The organism is Ralstonia sp. A12, from assembly GCF_000801955.1.
Lineage (GTDB): Bacteria > Pseudomonadota > Gammaproteobacteria > Burkholderiales > Burkholderiaceae > Ralstonia.
This window is the reverse complement of the sequence record NZ_JSZO01000004.1, coordinates 163,356-179,373: the sequence shown is the minus strand read 5'-3', so window position 1 is coordinate 179,373 and position 16,018 is coordinate 163,356. Positions and strand designations below refer to the sequence as shown.

The following is a 16,018-nucleotide window of genomic DNA, read 5'->3' as shown; positions in this document are numbered from 1 at the left end:
CAGCGAAATAATCTGTAATTTTCCAGCTTTCCATTTAACGCATTCGTCAAAAAGCAAAATCAAGATTCCCCCGCCCCACCAGCGGGCGGCGCAGCGGATCAGCTTGCGCACGCAGCACGTAGTGAAGCGAAGTCAAGATCGACCCAATCAACCAAAAACGATATGTCCTCTTATCCGACTCACCGCGTTCGGCTCGGCCTGACCGCGGTTGCTGCAGCAAGCCTGCTCGCCGCGTGCGGTGGCAGCGATTCATCCAGCTCGACCTCGAGCAGCACGACGAGCGGTTCGCCAGCCCCCACCAGCAGTGCCTACACGGCGGGCACGCTGTTGGTTTCGCGCTCGGCCTACGACGCGTCGTTCACCGTCAGTGGCCAGCTCCCCTACAACGCCACCCCGACCACCACCAACGCGGCGCCGGTGACTGCGGTGGCGCCGGGCACGTTCCCTAACGTCTTCACCAACGACGCCAACGACGGCAATTTCGGCGTCACCTCCAAGGTCTATCTGGACCAGTGGTCGCCGGCGGCAACCAGCGCATCCCAGACGGTGAATATCACTGCCGCTGCTGCGGCGCTGGCAACGCCGGAAGCCTTTGCGACCAGCTTCGCCTCCAAGTCTGAGCTGGGCATGAATGTCTCGCTCAACAAGCAGTCGGTGACCTTCATGGGCTACAACACGACGCCCAACCAGATCGACATATCGAACTCCAATACGCCGGGTGTGGTGGACACCACCAACACGGATATCGCAACACCGACCTATCGCTCCGTCGCGCAGCTCGACTTTGCGACCGGCAAGCTCTCGTTCACCCACACGAATGCCTACCCGGGCAACAACGGCCGCGCTGCCATTCTCGCGGGCGGCTTGTACTACATGGTTGGAAACGCCGGCAACTCGGGCAAAACCCCAAGCCGACGACCGCGCAACTGGACATGCTGACCACCGCCACCGGCGTGCAAAGCATCGCGCCGGGCAGCAGCTGCGCCTTCACGCAGGTCATTGGCGCCTTCCAATCGGGCTCGGGCACGGGCACCTACACCCCGGCCCCGGCGGGCACCGCCTGCTCGCTGGCAAGCATGGGCACGATTTCCGGTGGCAGCGCAACGGGCGACCAGTTCGGCTTCTCCATCGCCAACCTGCAGACGACTCCGGCAACGGCCGCGGACAAGACCGGCAAGGACGTCAACCTGCGTGGCCTGTACGTCGGCCCCGACGGCACGATGTACGTGTCCAAGGGCAGCGGCGGCAACGGCGTGAACACGGTCTACCAGGTGGGTGCGACGGGTGCACTGGCCAACAACGGCACACTCCCGCAGAACGCTGCGATCAAGATCGTGCCGGGGTTCCCCACCACGCTGGCGGCCAACCTGCCGACCACCCTCACGTCGGCCAGCCAGGTGACCGGCACGATGTATCCGTTCGGCATGTGGATCCCGGCATCCAATCCGTCCATCATGTTCGTGGCCGATGAAGGCGATGCCGTCACGGCCGACGCGAAGATCGGCAGCGGCGGCCTCTGGGTCTACCAGAACCAGGCCGGCACGTGGAATCCGATCGCACACCTGACGGCCGGCTTGAACCTCGGCACCGCGTACACGGTCACCGATACCACGGGCGTGTATGGCACCGCGGGCGCCGCCTACACCACCATGCCCGATGGGCTGCGCAACATCGCCGGCCAGGTCAACGCAGACGGCTCGTTCACGCTGTACGCCACCACCTCGACGATCGGCAACAGCCTGGGCGCAAGCTTCGATGCGGGGGCCGACTCGAACCAGCTCGTCAAGATCACGGTGACGGTGAGCGGCTCAACCGTGCAGGCGGCCGGCAGCGGCTTCAGCGTGACGCAGACTGCGCCGTATGGGCAGGTTCTGCGTGGCGTCGCACTGGTGCCGAGCGCGTCGTGAACAACAAGGCCCACGCGTTTGCGTGGGCCTTGTCCTTGTCGTTGTTGCACCGGTTAGTTGCCTGATGCTGCGCGCTGGCTCTCGCGCCAACGCCTGAGCCAGCCCAGCCCTTCGCTGGTGCCGGCGCGCGGCCGGTACTCGCAGCCGACCCAGCCGTCGTAACCAAGTGCATCCAGCAACGCGAAGAGGTGCGGGTAGTTCAGCTCGCCTTCATCGGGCTCATGGCGATCGGGCACGCCGGCAATCTGCACGTGGCCGACATCAGCCACGTACTGCTTGAGCTTGACCGACAGGTCACCCTCCATGATCTGCGCGTGGTACAGGTCGAACTGCACCTTCAGGTTGGGGGCGCCAACCTCCTTGCACACCGCATGCGCCTGCGCCTGATGCGTGAGGAAGAAACCCGGCATGTCGCGCGTGTTGATCGGCTCAAGCACGATGGTGATGCCCGCGCCGGTAGCCTCGCGCGCAGCGTAGGCGACGTTGCTCACGTAGGTGGCGTGATGGCGTGCGCGGTCGGCACCAGCGGGCAACAAACCTGCCATCACGTGCAGGCGCGTGTTGCCCAGCACCTGCGCATACTCCAGCGCCGCCGCAATGCCGCGCTTGAACTCGTCTTCGCGCCCGGGCAATGAAGCCGTGCCGCGCTCGCCGCCGGCCCAGTCGCCGGGCGGTGCGTTGAACAGGGCTTGCGTGAGGCCCGCTTCGTCCAGGCGGGCACGGATGTCCGCCTTGTCAAAGTCATAGGGAAAGAGAAACTCCACGCCCTCAAAGCCGTCCTTTGCCGCAGCGGCAAAGCGGTCAAGGAACGCGTGTTCCTGATACATCATGGACAGATTGGCAGCAAAGCGTGGCATGGCAAATCTCGAAAGACGATCGACGATGGCGGAGGGTTGGGCGGATTGCGACAGCGCCTTTCGGCGCTTTAGCGCCCCTTACCCAGCTCCACAGCAAATTTCACCAACTCCGCCTGGCCCTCGATGCCGAGCTTGCGCTTGAGGTTCAGGCGATGCGACTCCACCGTGCGCACCGAGAGCCCCAGTTCATCAGCGATGCGCTTGTTGGCATAACCCTTGGCAATGCCGTCGAGGATGTCGCGCTCGCGCGGTGTGAGCACCTCCACGGGCGTGGGCATGATGGCCTGCTCGGCCATGCGCATCGCCAGTTGTGCGCTGTAGAAAGCGCGGCCAGCGAGCACCGCGTCGATGGCCTCCACCAACTCACTCGCGGGCGCATCTTTGAGCACGTAGCCACGCGCACCGGCGCGGATCACCTGGCGCACGTACTCCAGGTTGTCGTGCATCGACAGCACCAGCACGGCAATCTCCGGAAACTGCTCGGCAAACTTTTCGGTGAGCGCAATGCCGTTCATGCCACGCATGCCGATGTCCATCAACGCCAGGTCCGGCGACAGCGTGCGCGCAGCTTCAAGCGCGGCGGCGGCGTCGCCGGCTTCGCCCACCACTTCGAAATGCGGCACGGCCTCCAGCCGCACGCGCACACCATCGCGCACCAGCGGGTGATCGTCGACGAGGAGCAATTTGACGGGCGTGTTCATGCGGATGTGGGTGATGCGGTGGAAGCGGCCGAAGTCGCAGAGGCCAGTTGAGCGATGACGATGTGCGGCAACACAGCGCAGACTTCCGTGCCGTGGACGTCGGAAACAATGGTACAGGTGCCCCCCAGCGCGGCCATTCGCTCGCGCATGTTGCGCAGGCCGATGCCGTGGTCCGGGTCCACCTGTACGGACTCGACGTCGAAGCCCGGGCCGTTGTTGCGGATGGACAGACGCACGGCATCGATGTCGTTCTCCAGCAGCACGCCGATGCGCGTGGCATGCGTGGCGTGGCGCTCGACGTTGGCGATGGCCTCCTGCGCAATGCGGAACAGCGCCGTGTTGCAGGCATCCGGCAACTGCACGGCCGGCCCGACGCGTTCGAGCGCGATGGCAAAGCCCGGCTGGCGGTCTTCATGCGCCTCGCGGGTTTCGCGCACGAGCAACTCCAGCGCGGCGGCCAAACCTAGGTCATCGAGCAGTGCAGGGCGCAGGTTGTGCGACACGCGCCGCACCTCGCGCAATGCGCCATTCAGACGATCGAGCGCGCGGCGCAACATGCCGGCGGCCTTATCGGTGGCAACCGCTTTCGCAGGCTGCGCTTCCAGGTGGCCGTGCGCCGTCTCCAGCAACAGCTTGGTCGACACCAGCACCTGGCTGATGCCGTCGTGCAGCTCACGCGAGACACGCGCCCGCTCATCTTCCTGCGAGCGCACCACCTGCTGTGCGAGCTGGCGCAGCTTGGCGTCCGCCTCGCGGTGGTCGCTCACGTTGAGCGCGAGGCCACTGCCGGCCACCAGCAGGATGCTGATCGCCGCGATGGCCACCACCCACGCGAGCGTCTGATCGATATTGGTCTGCGCACGCTGATCGATCTGGCGCAGGGTCTGTTCGATGTCATCCAGGTACAGGCCGGTGCCGACCATCCAGCCCCACTGCGGAATCGGCTCGACATAACCAAGCTTGGGCACGCTCTGGTGCGTGGAAGGCTTGTCCCACATGTAGCGCACGAAGCCGCCGCCGTTCTGCGCGGCGGCGACCAGTTTCTGGATGGTGGGCTGGCCACCGGCGTCGGTCAGGTCCCACAGGTCACGGCCGACCAGCTCGGGCTGACGTGGATGCATAAGGTTGCGCCCGCGCATGTCGTAGAGGAAGAAATAGCCGTCGGTTCCGAAGTCGAGGCGGGCGAGGGTGCGCATGGCTTCGTCACGCGTGGCCTCGTCATTGCGGCCAGACGCGACGAGCGGTGCGATGGCGCTCTGCGCGAGCTTCACGTAGGCGCGCAGCTCGGTCTCCTTGGCCTGCAGGTAGGCGGATTCCACCAGTTGCCGCTCGTGCTGCGCCAGCGCGATCGACTGGTGCCGCACGGTCAGCATGATCGCCAGCATGGCGATGGTCAGCGGCGCAACGGCGAGCAACAGGATCTTCTGACGGAGCTTCATGGCGGGGCGCGGCACCTTGCATTGCAACATCGTAAGGTTCGGGCGCTGGATATCGAATAAGCCGGGATTGGGAATCACGTCGCCTGCGTAGTACTACGGACAGGTGCTGCGTAGTCCTCCGCTTGTGGCGGGCACCGAGGCTGGCAAATACTACACGGCCTTGCAATCCGGCCAACGGACTGCGTGCAAACCTTGCCGACGATGACTCGATCGGCAGGATCAACCCGCAGGGATGAGCCCACATCCCGCACTTCATAACTTCGACCAAGTTCGAGGAGACCGACATGCCCTTCATCAGGCAACACCTGATCTGGCTGGTCGTCGCCATTCTTGGCGCGTCTGCTTTTGCCACCGTTGCGCTTGCGCGCGGCGAGGCAGTCAGCGCGCTCTGGGTGGTGGTGGCCGCCGTGTGTATCTACCTGATCGCGTATCGCTACTACAGCCGCTTCATTGCCGACAAGGTGCTCGGCCTGGACGGCACCCGCAAGACGCCCGCCTGGCGTCATAACGACGGGCTCGACTACGTCCCCACCAACAAGTACGTGCTGTTCGGCCACCACTTTGCGGCCATTGCCGGTGCCGGCCCGCTGGTGGGCCCCGTGCTGGCCGCGCAGATGGGCTATCTGCCGGGCATGCTGTGGATCCTGGCCGGCGTGGTGTTTGCCGGCGCGGTGCAGGACTTCATCGTGCTGTTCATCTCCAGCCGCCGCGACGGCCGCTCGCTGGGTGACCTGGTGAAGAGCGAGATGGGCACGGTGCCCGGCGTGATCGCGCTGTTTGGCGCCTTCCTCATCATGATCATCATCCTGGCCGTGCTGGCGCTGATCGTGGTCAAGGCGCTGGTCGGCTCGCCGTGGGGCACCTTCACGGTAGCCGCGACGATTCCCATCGCGCTGTTCATGGGCGTGTACGTGCGCTACATCCGCCCGGGCCGCATCGGCGAAGTGTCGATCATCGGCTTCGTGCTGCTGATGCTCGCCATCATCGGCGGCCAGGCGGTGCATGAGAACGCCGCGCTCGCACCGCTGTTCACGTTCGACGGCAAGGCGCTGACATGGATGCTGATCGGCTACGGCTTCGTCGCCTCGGTGCTGCCGGTGTGGCTACTGCTGGCGCCGCGCGACTACCTGTCGACGTTCCTGAAGATCGGCACGATCATCGCGCTGGCCATCGGCATCCTGATCGTCGCGCCGAAGATGCAGATGCCGCAGCTCACGCAGTTTGCGGCAGGCGGCGGCCCGGTGTGGTCGGGCAACCTGTTCCCGTTCCTGTTCATCACGATTGCGTGCGGCGCGGTGTCGGGCTTCCACTCGCTCATCTCGTCGGGCACCACGCCCAAGCTGCTGGAGAACGAAACGCAGGCCCGTTTCATCGGCTACGGCGCGATGCTGATGGAATCGTTCGTCGCCATCATGGCGCTGGTGGCCGCGTCGGTCATCAACCCGGGCGTGTACTTTGCGATGAACAGCCCGGCGGCCCTCGTGGGTGCCACGCCCGATGCGGTGGCGCAGACGCTGTCCACCTGGGGCTTCGTCATCACGCCGGACGTGCTGATCCAGACCGCCAAGGACGTCGGTGAGAACACCATCCTCGCCCGTGCAGGTGGCGCACCGACGCTGGCTGTCGGCATGGCGCACATCCTGCACCAGGTGGTGGGTGGCCAGACCATGATGGCGTTCTGGTACCACTTTGCGATTCTGTTCGAGGCGCTGTTCATCCTCACCGCCGTGGATGCGGGCACGCGTGCCGGCCGCTTCATGCTGCAAGACTTGCTGGGCACCTTCGTGCCGGCGCTCAAGCGCACGGACTCGCTCGTTGCCAACCTGATCGCCACGGCCGCGACCGTCGCACTCTGGGGCTACTTCTTGTATCAGGGCGTGGTCGATCCGCTGGGCGGCATCAACACGCTGTGGCCGCTGTTCGGCATCTCCAACCAGATGTTGGCCGCGATTGCGCTCACGCTCGGCACCTGTGTGCTGGTCAAGATGAAGCGTGATCGTTACGTGTGGGTCACGCTGCTGCCGACCGCGTGGCTGCTGATCTGCACGCTCACGGCCGGCTGGCAGAAGCTGTTCGATCCGGACCCGAAGATCGGCTTCCTGGCGCACGCCAACAAGTACGCTGGCGCGATTGCCGAGGGCAAGCTGCTGGCCCCGGCCAAGTCGATGGCGCAGATGCAGCAGATCGTGCTGAACGACCGCATCGACGCCTTCCTGTGCGGCCTGTTCGTGCTGGTGGTGGTGAGCATTGCCTGGTACGGCGTACGTACGGTGTTCAAGGCGCGCACGCAATCGCGTCCGACCGTCAACGAAACACCGTACGAAGCGCTGGGCGCCTGAGAACCCGCGGCCGGCCAAGGAGAACCTGCATGCGCGAAGAAATCGAAACCCTCGGCCGCTACCTCGGCCAGGCGATGCGCCTGATGGTGGGCGTGCCGGACTACGACACCTACGTGCGTCACATGCAGGAGACCCATCCGGGCCAGCCCGCCATGACGTACGAGGAATTCTTTCGCGAACGCCAGGACGCACGCTACAAGGGCCGTGTGGGCCGCTGCTGTTGACCACGGCAAGTCGAACGCTGCAAAACAAACCGCCGGTGCATGAAGCCATGCCCGGCGGTTTTTTTCATGTCTGCGTTACATGGACGGACGCGCCACCGTGGGCGGATCGCCGTGCTTGGCCCGATAGGTCTTCTCCACCAGCTCGCGCAACTTGGCCAACGCACCAACGTCGCCCTGTGCAGCAGCCCTGCCGTACCAGTTCTTGGCCCGCTCGATATCCTGCGTCACCACACCGGGCTCGCCGCGCTCGTAGTAGCTGCCCACGATGTATTGCGACGGCGCATCGCCACCCTCCGCGGCCTTCTTGTACCAGGTGAAGGCACGCCCGTAATCGCGCGGCACGCCACGGCCAGTGAAGTAGTTGGTGGCCAGCGCACGCTGCGCCTCGACGTGCCCGCCGGTGGCGGCACGCTCATACCACTTGTTGGCCTCCTCCAGGGAGCGCGGTACCAGCTCGCCGCGCTCGTACAGCTCGCCGTAGGCAAACTGCGCGTGGGTCATCTGGTTGTCGGCAGCGCGGCGCAGCCACTTGACGGCTTCTTCGGGGCGGGCAACGGTGCCTTCGCCGCGCATCAGCATCATCGCGTAGTTGAATTGCGCGAGGCGGTTGCCGCGTTGCGCTGCCTCGGCAAATTCGTCAAAGGCGTGGCCGAAGTCGTTCTGCTCGTAATGCGCGATGGCGATCTGGGTGAGGGCAGCGGCGTCGCCCTGCGCATCTTTTGGTGAGGTCGCGGCAAGCGCAAACGGCATCGCCGCGCTCATCGCCAACACCAAGACTGCCTGCAGCATGCGCGGACCTCTGCGCCGGGTCTGTCTGCTCATCGCGCGCTCCTCATCGGAAGATGGCCCAGTGTAGCGCGCCAACCTGCTGCGCGTGGGTGCGCTCAAACCGCCACACCCAAACCCCACATGCATGCCAAGGCAATCAGGCTGCACGCACCCGGTACACCGCCACGCTGCCGCGCCAGTTGGCGCCCCAACGCACCACGCTGCCTTCGTGCAGCACAACGCGATCGAGAATCAACAGCCCCACCTTGGGCGCCAGCGCCTCGAAGTCGCGGATGGTCAGCACGCGCACGTTGGGCGTGTCGTACCACTCATACGGCAGCGATTCCGACACCGGCATGCGCCCGCGGAAGATCGACAGCCGGTGCGGCCAGTAACCGAAGTTCGGGAACGACACGATGCATTCGCGGCCCACGCGCAGCATCTCGCGCAGCACCTGCGCCGTGTTGTGGATGGTCTGCAGCGTCTGCGAGAGGATGACCGTGTCGAAGCTCTTGTCTTCGAACAGTGCCAGGCCACCTTCGAGGTTCTGCTGAATCACTTGCACGCCCTTCTTGGCAGTGGCCAGCACACCGGCGTCGTCAATCTCGATGCCGTAGGCCTGCACGTCCAGCTCGTCCTGTAACACGCGCAGCAGGCTGCCGTCCGCGCAGCCAAGGTCGAGCACCGTGGAGTTCGGTTCGATCCAGCGGGCGATGGCACGGAAGTCCGCACGGTCAGCCAGGATGTTCGGCACAGCGGAGGGCGCAACGGCGTTCAGCGCATTCAACGTTTCGGTGGTCATGCGCCGATCTCCTGGGCGATGCGTTCGTAGTAGGCGCGCACCAGGGCGTGGTAGCGCGCGTCTTCCAAGAGGAAGGCGTCGTGGCCGTGCGGGGCCTCGATCTCGCCGTAGGTGACGCGGTGCTTGTTGTCGAGCAGCGCCTTGACCAGCTCGCGGCTGCGCGCGGGGGCGAAGCGCCAGTCGGTCGTGAAGCTGACGACAAGGTAGCTGGCCTGCGTGTGCGCAACGGCCTTCGTCAGGTTGCCGCCGTAGGCCAGCGCGGGGTCGAAGTAGTCGAGCGCGCGCGTGATCAGCAGGTACGTGTTGGCGTCAAAGTACTCGGCAAACTTGTCGCCCTGATAGCGCAGGTAGCTCTCCACCTGAAACTCGACGTCGAACGAGAAGCGGATGTCTTCCGCCTTGAGTTCGCGGCCGAACTTGGAGGCCATGTCCTCGTCGGACAGATACGTGATGTGGCCGATCATGCGTGCCACGCGCAGGCCGCGCTTGGGCTTGACGTTGTGTGCGTAGTAATCGCCGCCGTGGAAGTCGGGGTCCGACAGGATCGCGCTGCGCGCCACCTCATTGAAGGCGATGTTCTGCGCCGACAGCTTGGGGGTGGATGCCACCACCACGCAGTGCCGCACGCGCTCCGGATACATCAGGCTCCACGCCAGCGCCTGCATGCCGCCGAGGCTGCCGCCCATCACCGCCGCGAACTGCTGGATGCCGAAGCGATCGGCCACGCGTGCCTGGGCGTTCACCCAGTCTTCCACCGTCACCACGGGGAAGCGCGCGCCGTACGGAGCGCCCGTCTCCGGGTGCGGGCTCATCGGGCCGGTCGAGCCAAAGCACGAGCCAAGATTGTTCACGCCGATGACGAAGAAGCGGTTGGTATCCACCGGCTTGCCGGGGCCGACCATGTTGTCCCACCAGCCGACTTCGCCTTCCGCATGCACGCCCGCCACGTGGTGCGACGCGTTGAGCGCGTGGCAGATGAGCACGGCATTGGAGCGGTCGGCGTTGAGCGTGCCGTAGGTCTCGACCATCAGGTCGTAACCGGCGAGTTGCGTGCCGTTGCGCAGCGGCAGCGGCTCGGCAAAGTGCATGCGCTCGGGCACAACCAGGCCGATGGCGTTGGCTGGTTTGCCCTTGTGTGCCGCTGGAGGAGGTGTCTCGGTCACTGCCGCAGCATCTGCGGGGACCGCCTGGAATTCTGTCATGGCACCAAAGAAAAAACCCGACCGGCAACGCTGATGTCGCAACCAATCGGGTTCTCATGTGGCGCACGTGGGGCGGTGACTTTTCCCTACCCCGCGTTCTGACCGAACCTCTTTAGCCGCATTTGTAATGAGAGCCCCGAACCACATTCGTGCAACCAGGACTCCCGCGCGCCCGCAAGCCAGTCGTCAAATCGGCGCGTCAGGAATTGGTGATTATAGAGCAAGCGCCGAACGATGCGACCGCGCTGTTGCGTCGTCTCGTTATGCACTGTCGAAAGCGTGGCGATCAGCCGGCCGCGTCCTAACCCAGCGTGGACGCCCAACGCTCGGCCCAGGCGTTGAGCGGCATGAGCAGCGCCTGCAACTCCACGCATAGGTCGGTGAGGCGGTATCCGCCCTCGTCGTGATCGACCAGCCCGGCGGCGCGCAGCTCTTTGAGGCGCGTGTTGAGCACCGCCGGATTGGTGTCGGCTGCCTCCTGCAACGCACGGAAGTTCAGCGGGCCGGCGCGCAATTCCCAGATGATGCGCAGCGTGCCGCGACGGCCGAACAGATCCAGTGCCGCCATGATCGGGCGGCCGGAATTCGAGCCGCGTACGGATTGACCGGGAAGTGACGTCTTCATGCTTTACTTTCCATAGCAAATTGCCTACGTTTACTATGAAAATCATAGCGCAGGAGACCGCATGGAAACCGCCCGCATTGCCCCCGCAACGCCCCCGTTCGCTCTGTCGATCCAGAAAACCATTGACCAGGTCATGCGTGGGCAACCACCGTTGACCCTGTTCACGACATTGGCCCGTGATGAACGGCTGGCGGCCAAGTTCTTCTCAGGCGGTCTGCTGGACAAAGGACACCTCAACCTGCGGGACCGCGAACTCGTGATCGACCGCACGACGGCGCGCTGCGGCTCCGAGTACGAATGGGGCGTGCATATCGCCATCTTTGGCGACGCAGCCGGCCTGACCGAGACGCAGATCCACTCACTGGCGCACGGCGATCCGACCGACACCTGCTGGCAGCCGCACGAGACAACACTGCTGCAGTTCTGCGATGCCCTGCACGAGGCCTGCGATATCGACGACGCGCTGTGGGCACGCGTGAAAGCGCTCTACAGCGACGACGCCATCCTTGAACTGCTGATGCTGGCGGGCTTCTACCGCACGGTGAGCTATCTCACCAATGCCCTGCGGTTGCCGCTCGAAGGTTTCGCGCGGCGCTTTCCCGCCACGGAAAACGCCCCGGCCTGAAGCCTCGCCGTACAGGCGAAGTCCGGTCGGGGCGTAGCTGCTTGATGCCGCTGGTGTGGCTTAGAGCCCAGCCATGTTGATGTACTTGATCTCCAGGTACTCGTCGATGCCGTACTTGGAGCCTTCGCGGCCCAGGCCCGATTGCTTGACGCCGCCGAAGGGCGCTTCGGCCGTCGAGATCAACCCAGTGTTGACGCCGACCATGCCCGACTCCAGCGCCTCCGACACGCGCCACGCACGGCCCAGGTCGCGCGTGTAAAAGTACGCGGCCAGGCCGAACTCGGTGTCATTGGCGGCAGCCACGGCCTCGTCTTCTGTGTCGAAGGGGATGAGTGCGGCCAGCGGGCCGAAGGTCTCTTCGTGCGCGACCAGCATGCCCGGCTTGGCATCGACCACCACGGTCGGCTCGAAGAACGCGCCACCCTGCGCAGACAGCGCGTGCGGCTTGCCGCCCACCAGCACGCGCGCACCTTGCGAGATGGCGTCGTTCAAGTGCTGCTGCACCTTGTCCATCGCGCGCATGTGGATCAGCGGGCCCTGCTGCACACCGGGCTCGGTGCCGTTGCCCACGCGCAGCGCACGCACGGCATCGGCCAGCTTGGCGGCAAACCTGTCGTAGATGCCGCGCTGCACGTAGAAGCGATTGGCGCACACGCAGGTCTGGCCGGCGTTGCGGTACTTGGCGATCATCGCGCCTTCCACGGCGGCATCGACATCGGCATCGTCGAACACGATGAAGGGCGCGTTGCCGCCCAGCTCCAACGAGAGCTTCTTGATGTCGTCCGCGCACTGGCGCATCAGCAGCTTGCCAACGCCCGTGGAACCCGTGAAGCTCAGCTTGCGCACGATGGGGTTGGAAGTCAGCTCGCCGCCAATCGCCTGCGAATCGCCGGTAACAACGGAGAGCAAACCCGCAGGCACACCGGCACGCGCAGCAAGCTCTGCAAAGGCGAGCGCAGAGTAGGGCGTCTCGAGCGCAGGCTTGACCACCATCGAGCAACCCGCGGCCAGTGCCGGACCCACCTTGCGCGTCATCATCGCGATCGGGAAATTCCACGGCGTGATGGCGGCTGTCACGCCGATCGGCTCCTTGGTGACGACGATGCGGCGGTCGCTCTGCGGCGCGGGAATCGTGTCGCCGTAGACGCGGCGGGCCTCTTCGGCAAACCATTCGATGAACGATGCGGCGTAGGCGATTTCGCCCGCGGCTTCGGGCAGCGGCTTGCCTTGCTCGGCGGTGAGGATGGCAGCGAGGTCTTGCTGGTGGTCCATCATCAGGTCGGCGAGCTTACGCAGGATCTTCGCGCGCTCACGCGCGGGCACCTTGCGCCAGGCGCGCTGCGCGACCTGCGCGGCGTCGATGGCGCGGCGCGTTTCAGCAACGCCCATGCCGGGCACAGTGCCGATGGTGCGGCCGGTGGCGGGGTCGGTCACGTCGCGCGTGGCGCCGTCATCGGCATCGGTCCATGTGCCGGCCAGGAACGCCTGCGTGCGCCACAGACCCGGGTCTTTGAGCGCGATCGGTGGCGTAACCGGTGCGCTGGGCAAATCGGTGCGGGTCATGGTGTCAGCCCTCCAATGCGCGTTGCAGGATGGCAAGGCCCTCTTCGAACACCGCATCTTCAATCGTGAGCGGGAACAGGAAGCGGATCACGTTGCCGTACACGCCGCACGACAGCAGCAGCAGGCCGGCGTCGAGCGCACGTTGCTGCACGCCCTTGGTGAAGTCGGCGTCGGGCTTGCCGTCCGGCGTATTGAATTCCACAGCAACCATCGCGCCCACGCCACGCACTTCGGCAATGCGCGGTTGCTTCGTCTTGATCGCGTTCAACGCGTCGACAAGACGTGCGCCCAGCGCAGCGGAACGCTCACACAGTTTCTCGTCGGCGATGATGTCGAGCACCGCGTGCGCAGCGGCCACGGCCAGCGGGTTGCCGGCGTAGGTACCGCCCAGACCACCCGGAGCCGGTGCGTCCATGATTTCGGCGCGGCCGGTCACGGCGGACAGCGGCAAGCCGCCAGCCAAACCCTTGGCCATGGTCATCAGGTCCGGCAGCACGCCAGTGTGCTCCATGGCGAACAGCTTGCCGGTGCGGGCAAAGCCGGTCTGCACTTCGTCGGCAATCATCACGATGCCGTGCTCATCGCACAGTGCACGCACGGCGCGCACGAAGTCGGCAGGCATCTGGTAGAAGCCACCCTCGCCCTGCACCGGTTCAAAGATGATGGCCGCGACTTGGCGCGGATCGATGTCAGCCTTGAACAAGCGTTGGATCGCGTCCAGCGAATCCTGCGTGCTCACGCCATGCAGCGCGACCGGCGCCGGCACGTGATAGATGCTGCCCGGGAACGGACCGAAGCCCGTCTTGTACGGCACGACCTTGCCCGTGAGCGACATGCCCATGAACGTGCGGCCGTGGAAGGCCCCCGTGAGCGCGATCACGCCCGGACGGCCGGTGTGTGCCCGCGCGATCTTGACGGCGTTCTCGACGGCCTCGGCGCCCGTAGTGAAGAACGCGGTCTTCTTGACGTGCGCGCCGGGCGTGGCCGCGTTCAGGCGCTCAGCCAGTTCGACGGCCGAGGCATACGGCACGATCTGGTAAGCGGTGTGCGTGAAGTGGTCGAGCTGCTCGCGCACGGCTTGCACCAGGCGCGGATGACGGTGCCCCGTGTTGACCACCGCAATGCCGGCCGCGAAGTCGATGTAGCGACGGCCTTCCACGTCCCAGAACAGGGCGTTCTCGGCGCGCTCGGCGTAGCGGTCGGTCATCACACCAACGCCGCGCGGCGTGGCGGCCAGGCGGCGGGCATTCCATTGGGCGTTCTGTTGCAGCGCTTGTTGCGGATCTCGGGCGTTCATGGCGGTCGGGTGCGTGGGGTCAAGAAAGATTCGATGCGAGCCAGTGTGGCGCCATTGGCTCTGTACAATAAGACCCAATCAGGTTTTTCTTTTGGAACCACTTTATAGGTTCCACCCTCCACCATGGCCGACCATTCCCCCGCCCACCGCGCCAGCATGCTGGTCGACTACCTGCAGCGTCGCTTCGATCGTGCCGACGCCAGCGGCGAGCCCGACCACCGCCGCCTGTACCGCGCGCTGCAGGAGGGCATCCTGCGCGACGAACTGCAGCCAGGCACGCGTCTGCCGTCGTCGCGCCAGTTGGCCACCGAGCTGGGCATCGCGCGCAACACGGTCATCCACGTGTACGAACAGCTCGGTGTGGAAGGCTATGTCTCGGCGGGCGTGGGCAGTGGCACGTTTGTCGCCGATACCGCGCCGGACCGGCTCGATGCCACGCCTGTGCCAACAGCGCCTGTTGCTGAGATTGCGGAAGCCGCGGCGCCCGTCGCACCGATGCTGTCCACACGTGGCCGCGCACTGGTACGCGATGCGGGCGCCAGCTCGCGACAGTGGGGCGCTTTCATGCCAGGCGTGCCCGAGGTGCGGATGTTTCCGGCGCGCATCTGGTCGCGGCTGCACAACCGGTTGCTGCGCAAACCCTCGCCCGCGTTGCTGACGTATCCGGTGGGCGCCGGCTACCTGCCGCTGCGCACCGCGCTGGCCGACTACCTGCGCACCGCGCGCGGCGTGCGCTGCGAGCCCGAGCAGATCATCATCACCGCCGGCATCCACCCGTCGCTCCAGCTCATCGCACAACTGCTGTGCGATGCCGGTGATAGCGCGTGGATCGAAGACCCCGGCTACTGGGGCGTGCGCAGCGTACTCACCGCTGCGGGCATCCGCACCGTGCCGTTGCCGGTGGACGACGAAGGCATGCGCTTTGACGTGCCCGCACGCACGCGCCAGCGTGGCAAACCGCCCAAGCTGATGGTGGTGTCGCCCTCGCACCAATACCCGCTCGGCTCGGTGATGAGCCTGGCGCGGCGCCGCGCACTGCTGGCCACCGCGCACGCCACCGATGCGTGGATCGCTGAAGACGACTACGACAGCGAGTTCCGCTATGGCAGCCGTCCGTTGCCCTCACTGCAAGGCCTGGACGAAGGCGGGCGCGTGCTCTACATGGGGACGTTCTCCAAGGTGCTGTTCCCGAGTCTGCGGATCGGTTATCTGGTGGTGCCGCCTGCGCTGGCCGATGCGTTCGCGACGGGGCTGTCGGAGATGTTCCGCGGGGGTCAGATCCTCACGCAGGCGGTGCTTGCGGATTTCATTGCCGAGGGGCATTTCGTCTCGCACATCCGGCGCATGCGCGGCGTGTATGCGGAGCGGCGCGAAACGCTGCTGGCTGCCATCGGCAATGAGTTTGGCGATGCGCTGCCGGTGCATGACGGCGCGTCGGGCCTGCATCTCGTGCTGGGCCTGCCGCCGGGTACCAACGATGTGGCTGTGGCAGACCTGGCGCTCGCCAACGATGTCGTCACGCGGCCGCTCTCGCGCTACTACCAGGACGATGCGCGCCGCCAGCCAGGCCTGCTGCTGGGCTATGGCCATGTGGAAACGGAACACATCGCTGCGCGGTTTCACACGCTGGCCGAGGCAGTGCGCACCATTGGCTGAGCACACAAAAAAG

The 16,018-nt window shown here is 65.5% G+C and carries 15 protein-coding genes; 6 read left to right on the top strand and 9 right to left on the bottom strand.

Annotated elements, in window-relative coordinates:
- Nucleotides 1-162 precede the first annotated feature (162 nt).
- Both PI87_RS08520 and PI87_RS08515 read left to right on the top strand, forming a co-directional pair.
- Nucleotides 163-939: a hypothetical protein gene (locus PI87_RS08520; RefSeq protein ID WP_052321452.1), complete on the top strand. Its 777-nt coding sequence runs from the start codon at nucleotides 163-165 to the stop codon at nucleotides 937-939.
- Nucleotides 933-1,907: a hypothetical protein gene (locus PI87_RS08515; RefSeq protein WP_039597275.1), complete on the top strand. Its 975-nt coding sequence runs from the start codon at nucleotides 933-935 to the stop codon at nucleotides 1,905-1,907. The genes PI87_RS08520 and PI87_RS08515 overlap by 7 nt, the downstream gene beginning before the upstream one ends.
- 53 nt (nucleotides 1,908-1,960) lie before the next feature.
- On the opposite strand, the gene otnI is transcribed toward PI87_RS08515, so the two are convergent.
- From otnI to PI87_RS08500, 3 genes are all read right to left on the bottom strand, one after another.
- Nucleotides 1,961-2,764, bottom strand: coding sequence for a 2-oxo-tetronate isomerase (gene otnI / locus PI87_RS08510; protein ID WP_039597274.1), 804 nt, complete (start codon nucleotides 2,762-2,764; stop codon nucleotides 1,961-1,963).
- 68 nt (nucleotides 2,765-2,832) lie between these two features.
- Entirely contained in the window at nucleotides 2,833-3,465 is a 633-nt protein-coding gene (locus tag PI87_RS08505; RefSeq protein ID WP_039597273.1) for a response regulator, read from the bottom strand.
- A complete protein-coding gene (locus PI87_RS08500) occupies nucleotides 3,462-4,904 on the bottom strand; it encodes a cache domain-containing protein (protein WP_039597383.1) in 1,443 nt (480 codons plus the stop codon). The genes PI87_RS08505 and PI87_RS08500 overlap by 4 nt, the downstream gene beginning before the upstream one ends.
- A gap of 284 nt (nucleotides 4,905-5,188) precedes the next feature.
- Between PI87_RS08500 and PI87_RS08495 the strand changes: the two genes are divergently transcribed.
- A complete protein-coding gene (locus PI87_RS08495; protein WP_039597272.1) occupies nucleotides 5,189-7,243 on the top strand; it encodes a carbon starvation CstA family protein in 2,055 nt (684 codons plus the stop codon).
- A gap of 29 nt (nucleotides 7,244-7,272) precedes the next feature.
- Nucleotides 7,273-7,467: a YbdD/YjiX family protein gene (locus tag PI87_RS08490; protein WP_039597271.1), complete on the top strand. Its 195-nt coding sequence runs from the start codon at nucleotides 7,273-7,275 to the stop codon at nucleotides 7,465-7,467.
- Between the two features lie 75 nt (nucleotides 7,468-7,542).
- On the opposite strand, the gene PI87_RS08485 is transcribed toward PI87_RS08490, so the two are convergent.
- From PI87_RS08485 to PI87_RS08470, 4 genes are all read right to left on the bottom strand, one after another.
- Nucleotides 7,543-8,289, bottom strand: coding sequence for a tetratricopeptide repeat protein (locus PI87_RS08485; protein WP_039597270.1), 747 nt, complete (start codon nucleotides 8,287-8,289; stop codon nucleotides 7,543-7,545).
- A gap of 103 nt (nucleotides 8,290-8,392) precedes the next feature.
- Nucleotides 8,393-9,037, bottom strand: coding sequence for a methionine biosynthesis protein MetW (metW, locus tag PI87_RS08480; RefSeq protein ID WP_039597269.1), 645 nt, complete (start codon nucleotides 9,035-9,037; stop codon nucleotides 8,393-8,395).
- Nucleotides 9,034-10,239 (bottom strand): homoserine O-succinyltransferase MetX, encoded by a 1,206-nt coding sequence (metX, locus tag PI87_RS08475; protein ID WP_039597268.1) that lies wholly within the window; start codon nucleotides 10,237-10,239, stop codon nucleotides 9,034-9,036. The genes metW and metX overlap by 4 nt, the downstream gene beginning before the upstream one ends.
- A 301-nt stretch (nucleotides 10,240-10,540) precedes the next feature.
- Nucleotides 10,541-10,864 carry a winged helix-turn-helix transcriptional regulator gene (locus PI87_RS08470; protein ID WP_039597267.1) on the bottom strand — a complete coding sequence of 108 codons (324 nt, stop codon included), beginning with the start codon at nucleotides 10,862-10,864 and terminating at the stop codon, nucleotides 10,541-10,543.
- Between the two features lie 61 nt (nucleotides 10,865-10,925).
- Here PI87_RS08470 and PI87_RS08465 point away from each other — a divergent pair, with 61 nt between their 5' ends.
- Nucleotides 10,926-11,489: a carboxymuconolactone decarboxylase family protein gene (locus PI87_RS08465; RefSeq protein WP_039597266.1), complete on the top strand. Its 564-nt coding sequence runs from the start codon at nucleotides 10,926-10,928 to the stop codon at nucleotides 11,487-11,489.
- Between the two features lie 60 nt (nucleotides 11,490-11,549).
- On the opposite strand, the gene PI87_RS08460 is transcribed toward PI87_RS08465, so the two are convergent.
- Nucleotides 11,550-13,052, bottom strand: coding sequence for an NAD-dependent succinate-semialdehyde dehydrogenase (locus PI87_RS08460; RefSeq protein ID WP_039597265.1), 1,503 nt, complete (start codon nucleotides 13,050-13,052; stop codon nucleotides 11,550-11,552).
- A 4-nt stretch (nucleotides 13,053-13,056) separates the two neighbouring features.
- Nucleotides 13,057-14,349: a 4-aminobutyrate--2-oxoglutarate transaminase gene (gabT, locus tag PI87_RS08455; protein ID WP_039597264.1), complete on the bottom strand. Its 1,293-nt coding sequence runs from the start codon at nucleotides 14,347-14,349 to the stop codon at nucleotides 13,057-13,059.
- 156 nt (nucleotides 14,350-14,505) lie between these two features.
- On the opposite strand from gabT, the gene pdxR reads away from it, so the two are divergent.
- Entirely contained in the window at nucleotides 14,506-16,005 is a 1,500-nt protein-coding gene (gene pdxR / locus PI87_RS08450; RefSeq protein WP_039597382.1) for a MocR-like pyridoxine biosynthesis transcription factor PdxR, read from the top strand.
- The last annotated feature ends 13 nt before the right edge of the window (nucleotides 16,006-16,018 follow it).

Coding starts and splice junctions, on each gene's coding strand:
- PI87_RS08515 (WP_039597275.1), top strand. CDS start 933: ATGCTGACCACCGCCACCGGCGTGCAAAGCATCGCGCCGGGCAGCAGC.
- metX (WP_039597268.1), bottom strand. CDS start 10,239: ATGACAGAATTCCAGGCGGTCCCCGCAGATGCTGCGGCAGTGACCGAG.
- PI87_RS08485 (WP_039597270.1), bottom strand. CDS start 8,289: ATGAGCAGACAGACCCGGCGCAGAGGTCCGCGCATGCTGCAGGCAGTC.
- PI87_RS08490 (WP_039597271.1), top strand. CDS start 7,273: ATGCGCGAAGAAATCGAAACCCTCGGCCGCTACCTCGGCCAGGCGATG.
- pdxR (WP_039597382.1), top strand. CDS start 14,506: ATGCTGGTCGACTACCTGCAGCGTCGCTTCGATCGTGCCGACGCCAGC.
- PI87_RS08505 (WP_039597273.1), bottom strand. CDS start 3,465: ATGAACACGCCCGTCAAATTGCTCCTCGTCGACGATCACCCGCTGGTG.
- PI87_RS08495 (WP_039597272.1), top strand. CDS start 5,189: ATGCCCTTCATCAGGCAACACCTGATCTGGCTGGTCGTCGCCATTCTT.
- metW (WP_039597269.1), bottom strand. CDS start 9,037: ATGACCACCGAAACGTTGAATGCGCTGAACGCCGTTGCGCCCTCCGCT.
- otnI (WP_039597274.1), bottom strand. CDS start 2,764: ATGCCACGCTTTGCTGCCAATCTGTCCATGATGTATCAGGAACACGCG.
- PI87_RS08470 (WP_039597267.1), bottom strand. CDS start 10,864: ATGAAGACGTCACTTCCCGGTCAATCCGTACGCGGCTCGAATTCCGGC.
- PI87_RS08520 (WP_052321452.1), top strand. CDS start 163: ATGTCCTCTTATCCGACTCACCGCGTTCGGCTCGGCCTGACCGCGGTT.
- gabT (WP_039597264.1), bottom strand. CDS start 14,349: ATGAACGCCCGAGATCCGCAACAAGCGCTGCAACAGAACGCCCAATGG.
- PI87_RS08465 (WP_039597266.1), top strand. CDS start 10,926: ATGGAAACCGCCCGCATTGCCCCCGCAACGCCCCCGTTCGCTCTGTCG.
- PI87_RS08460 (WP_039597265.1), bottom strand. CDS start 13,052: ATGACCCGCACCGATTTGCCCAGCGCACCGGTTACGCCACCGATCGCG.
- PI87_RS08500 (WP_039597383.1), bottom strand. CDS start 4,904: ATGAAGCTCCGTCAGAAGATCCTGTTGCTCGCCGTTGCGCCGCTGACC.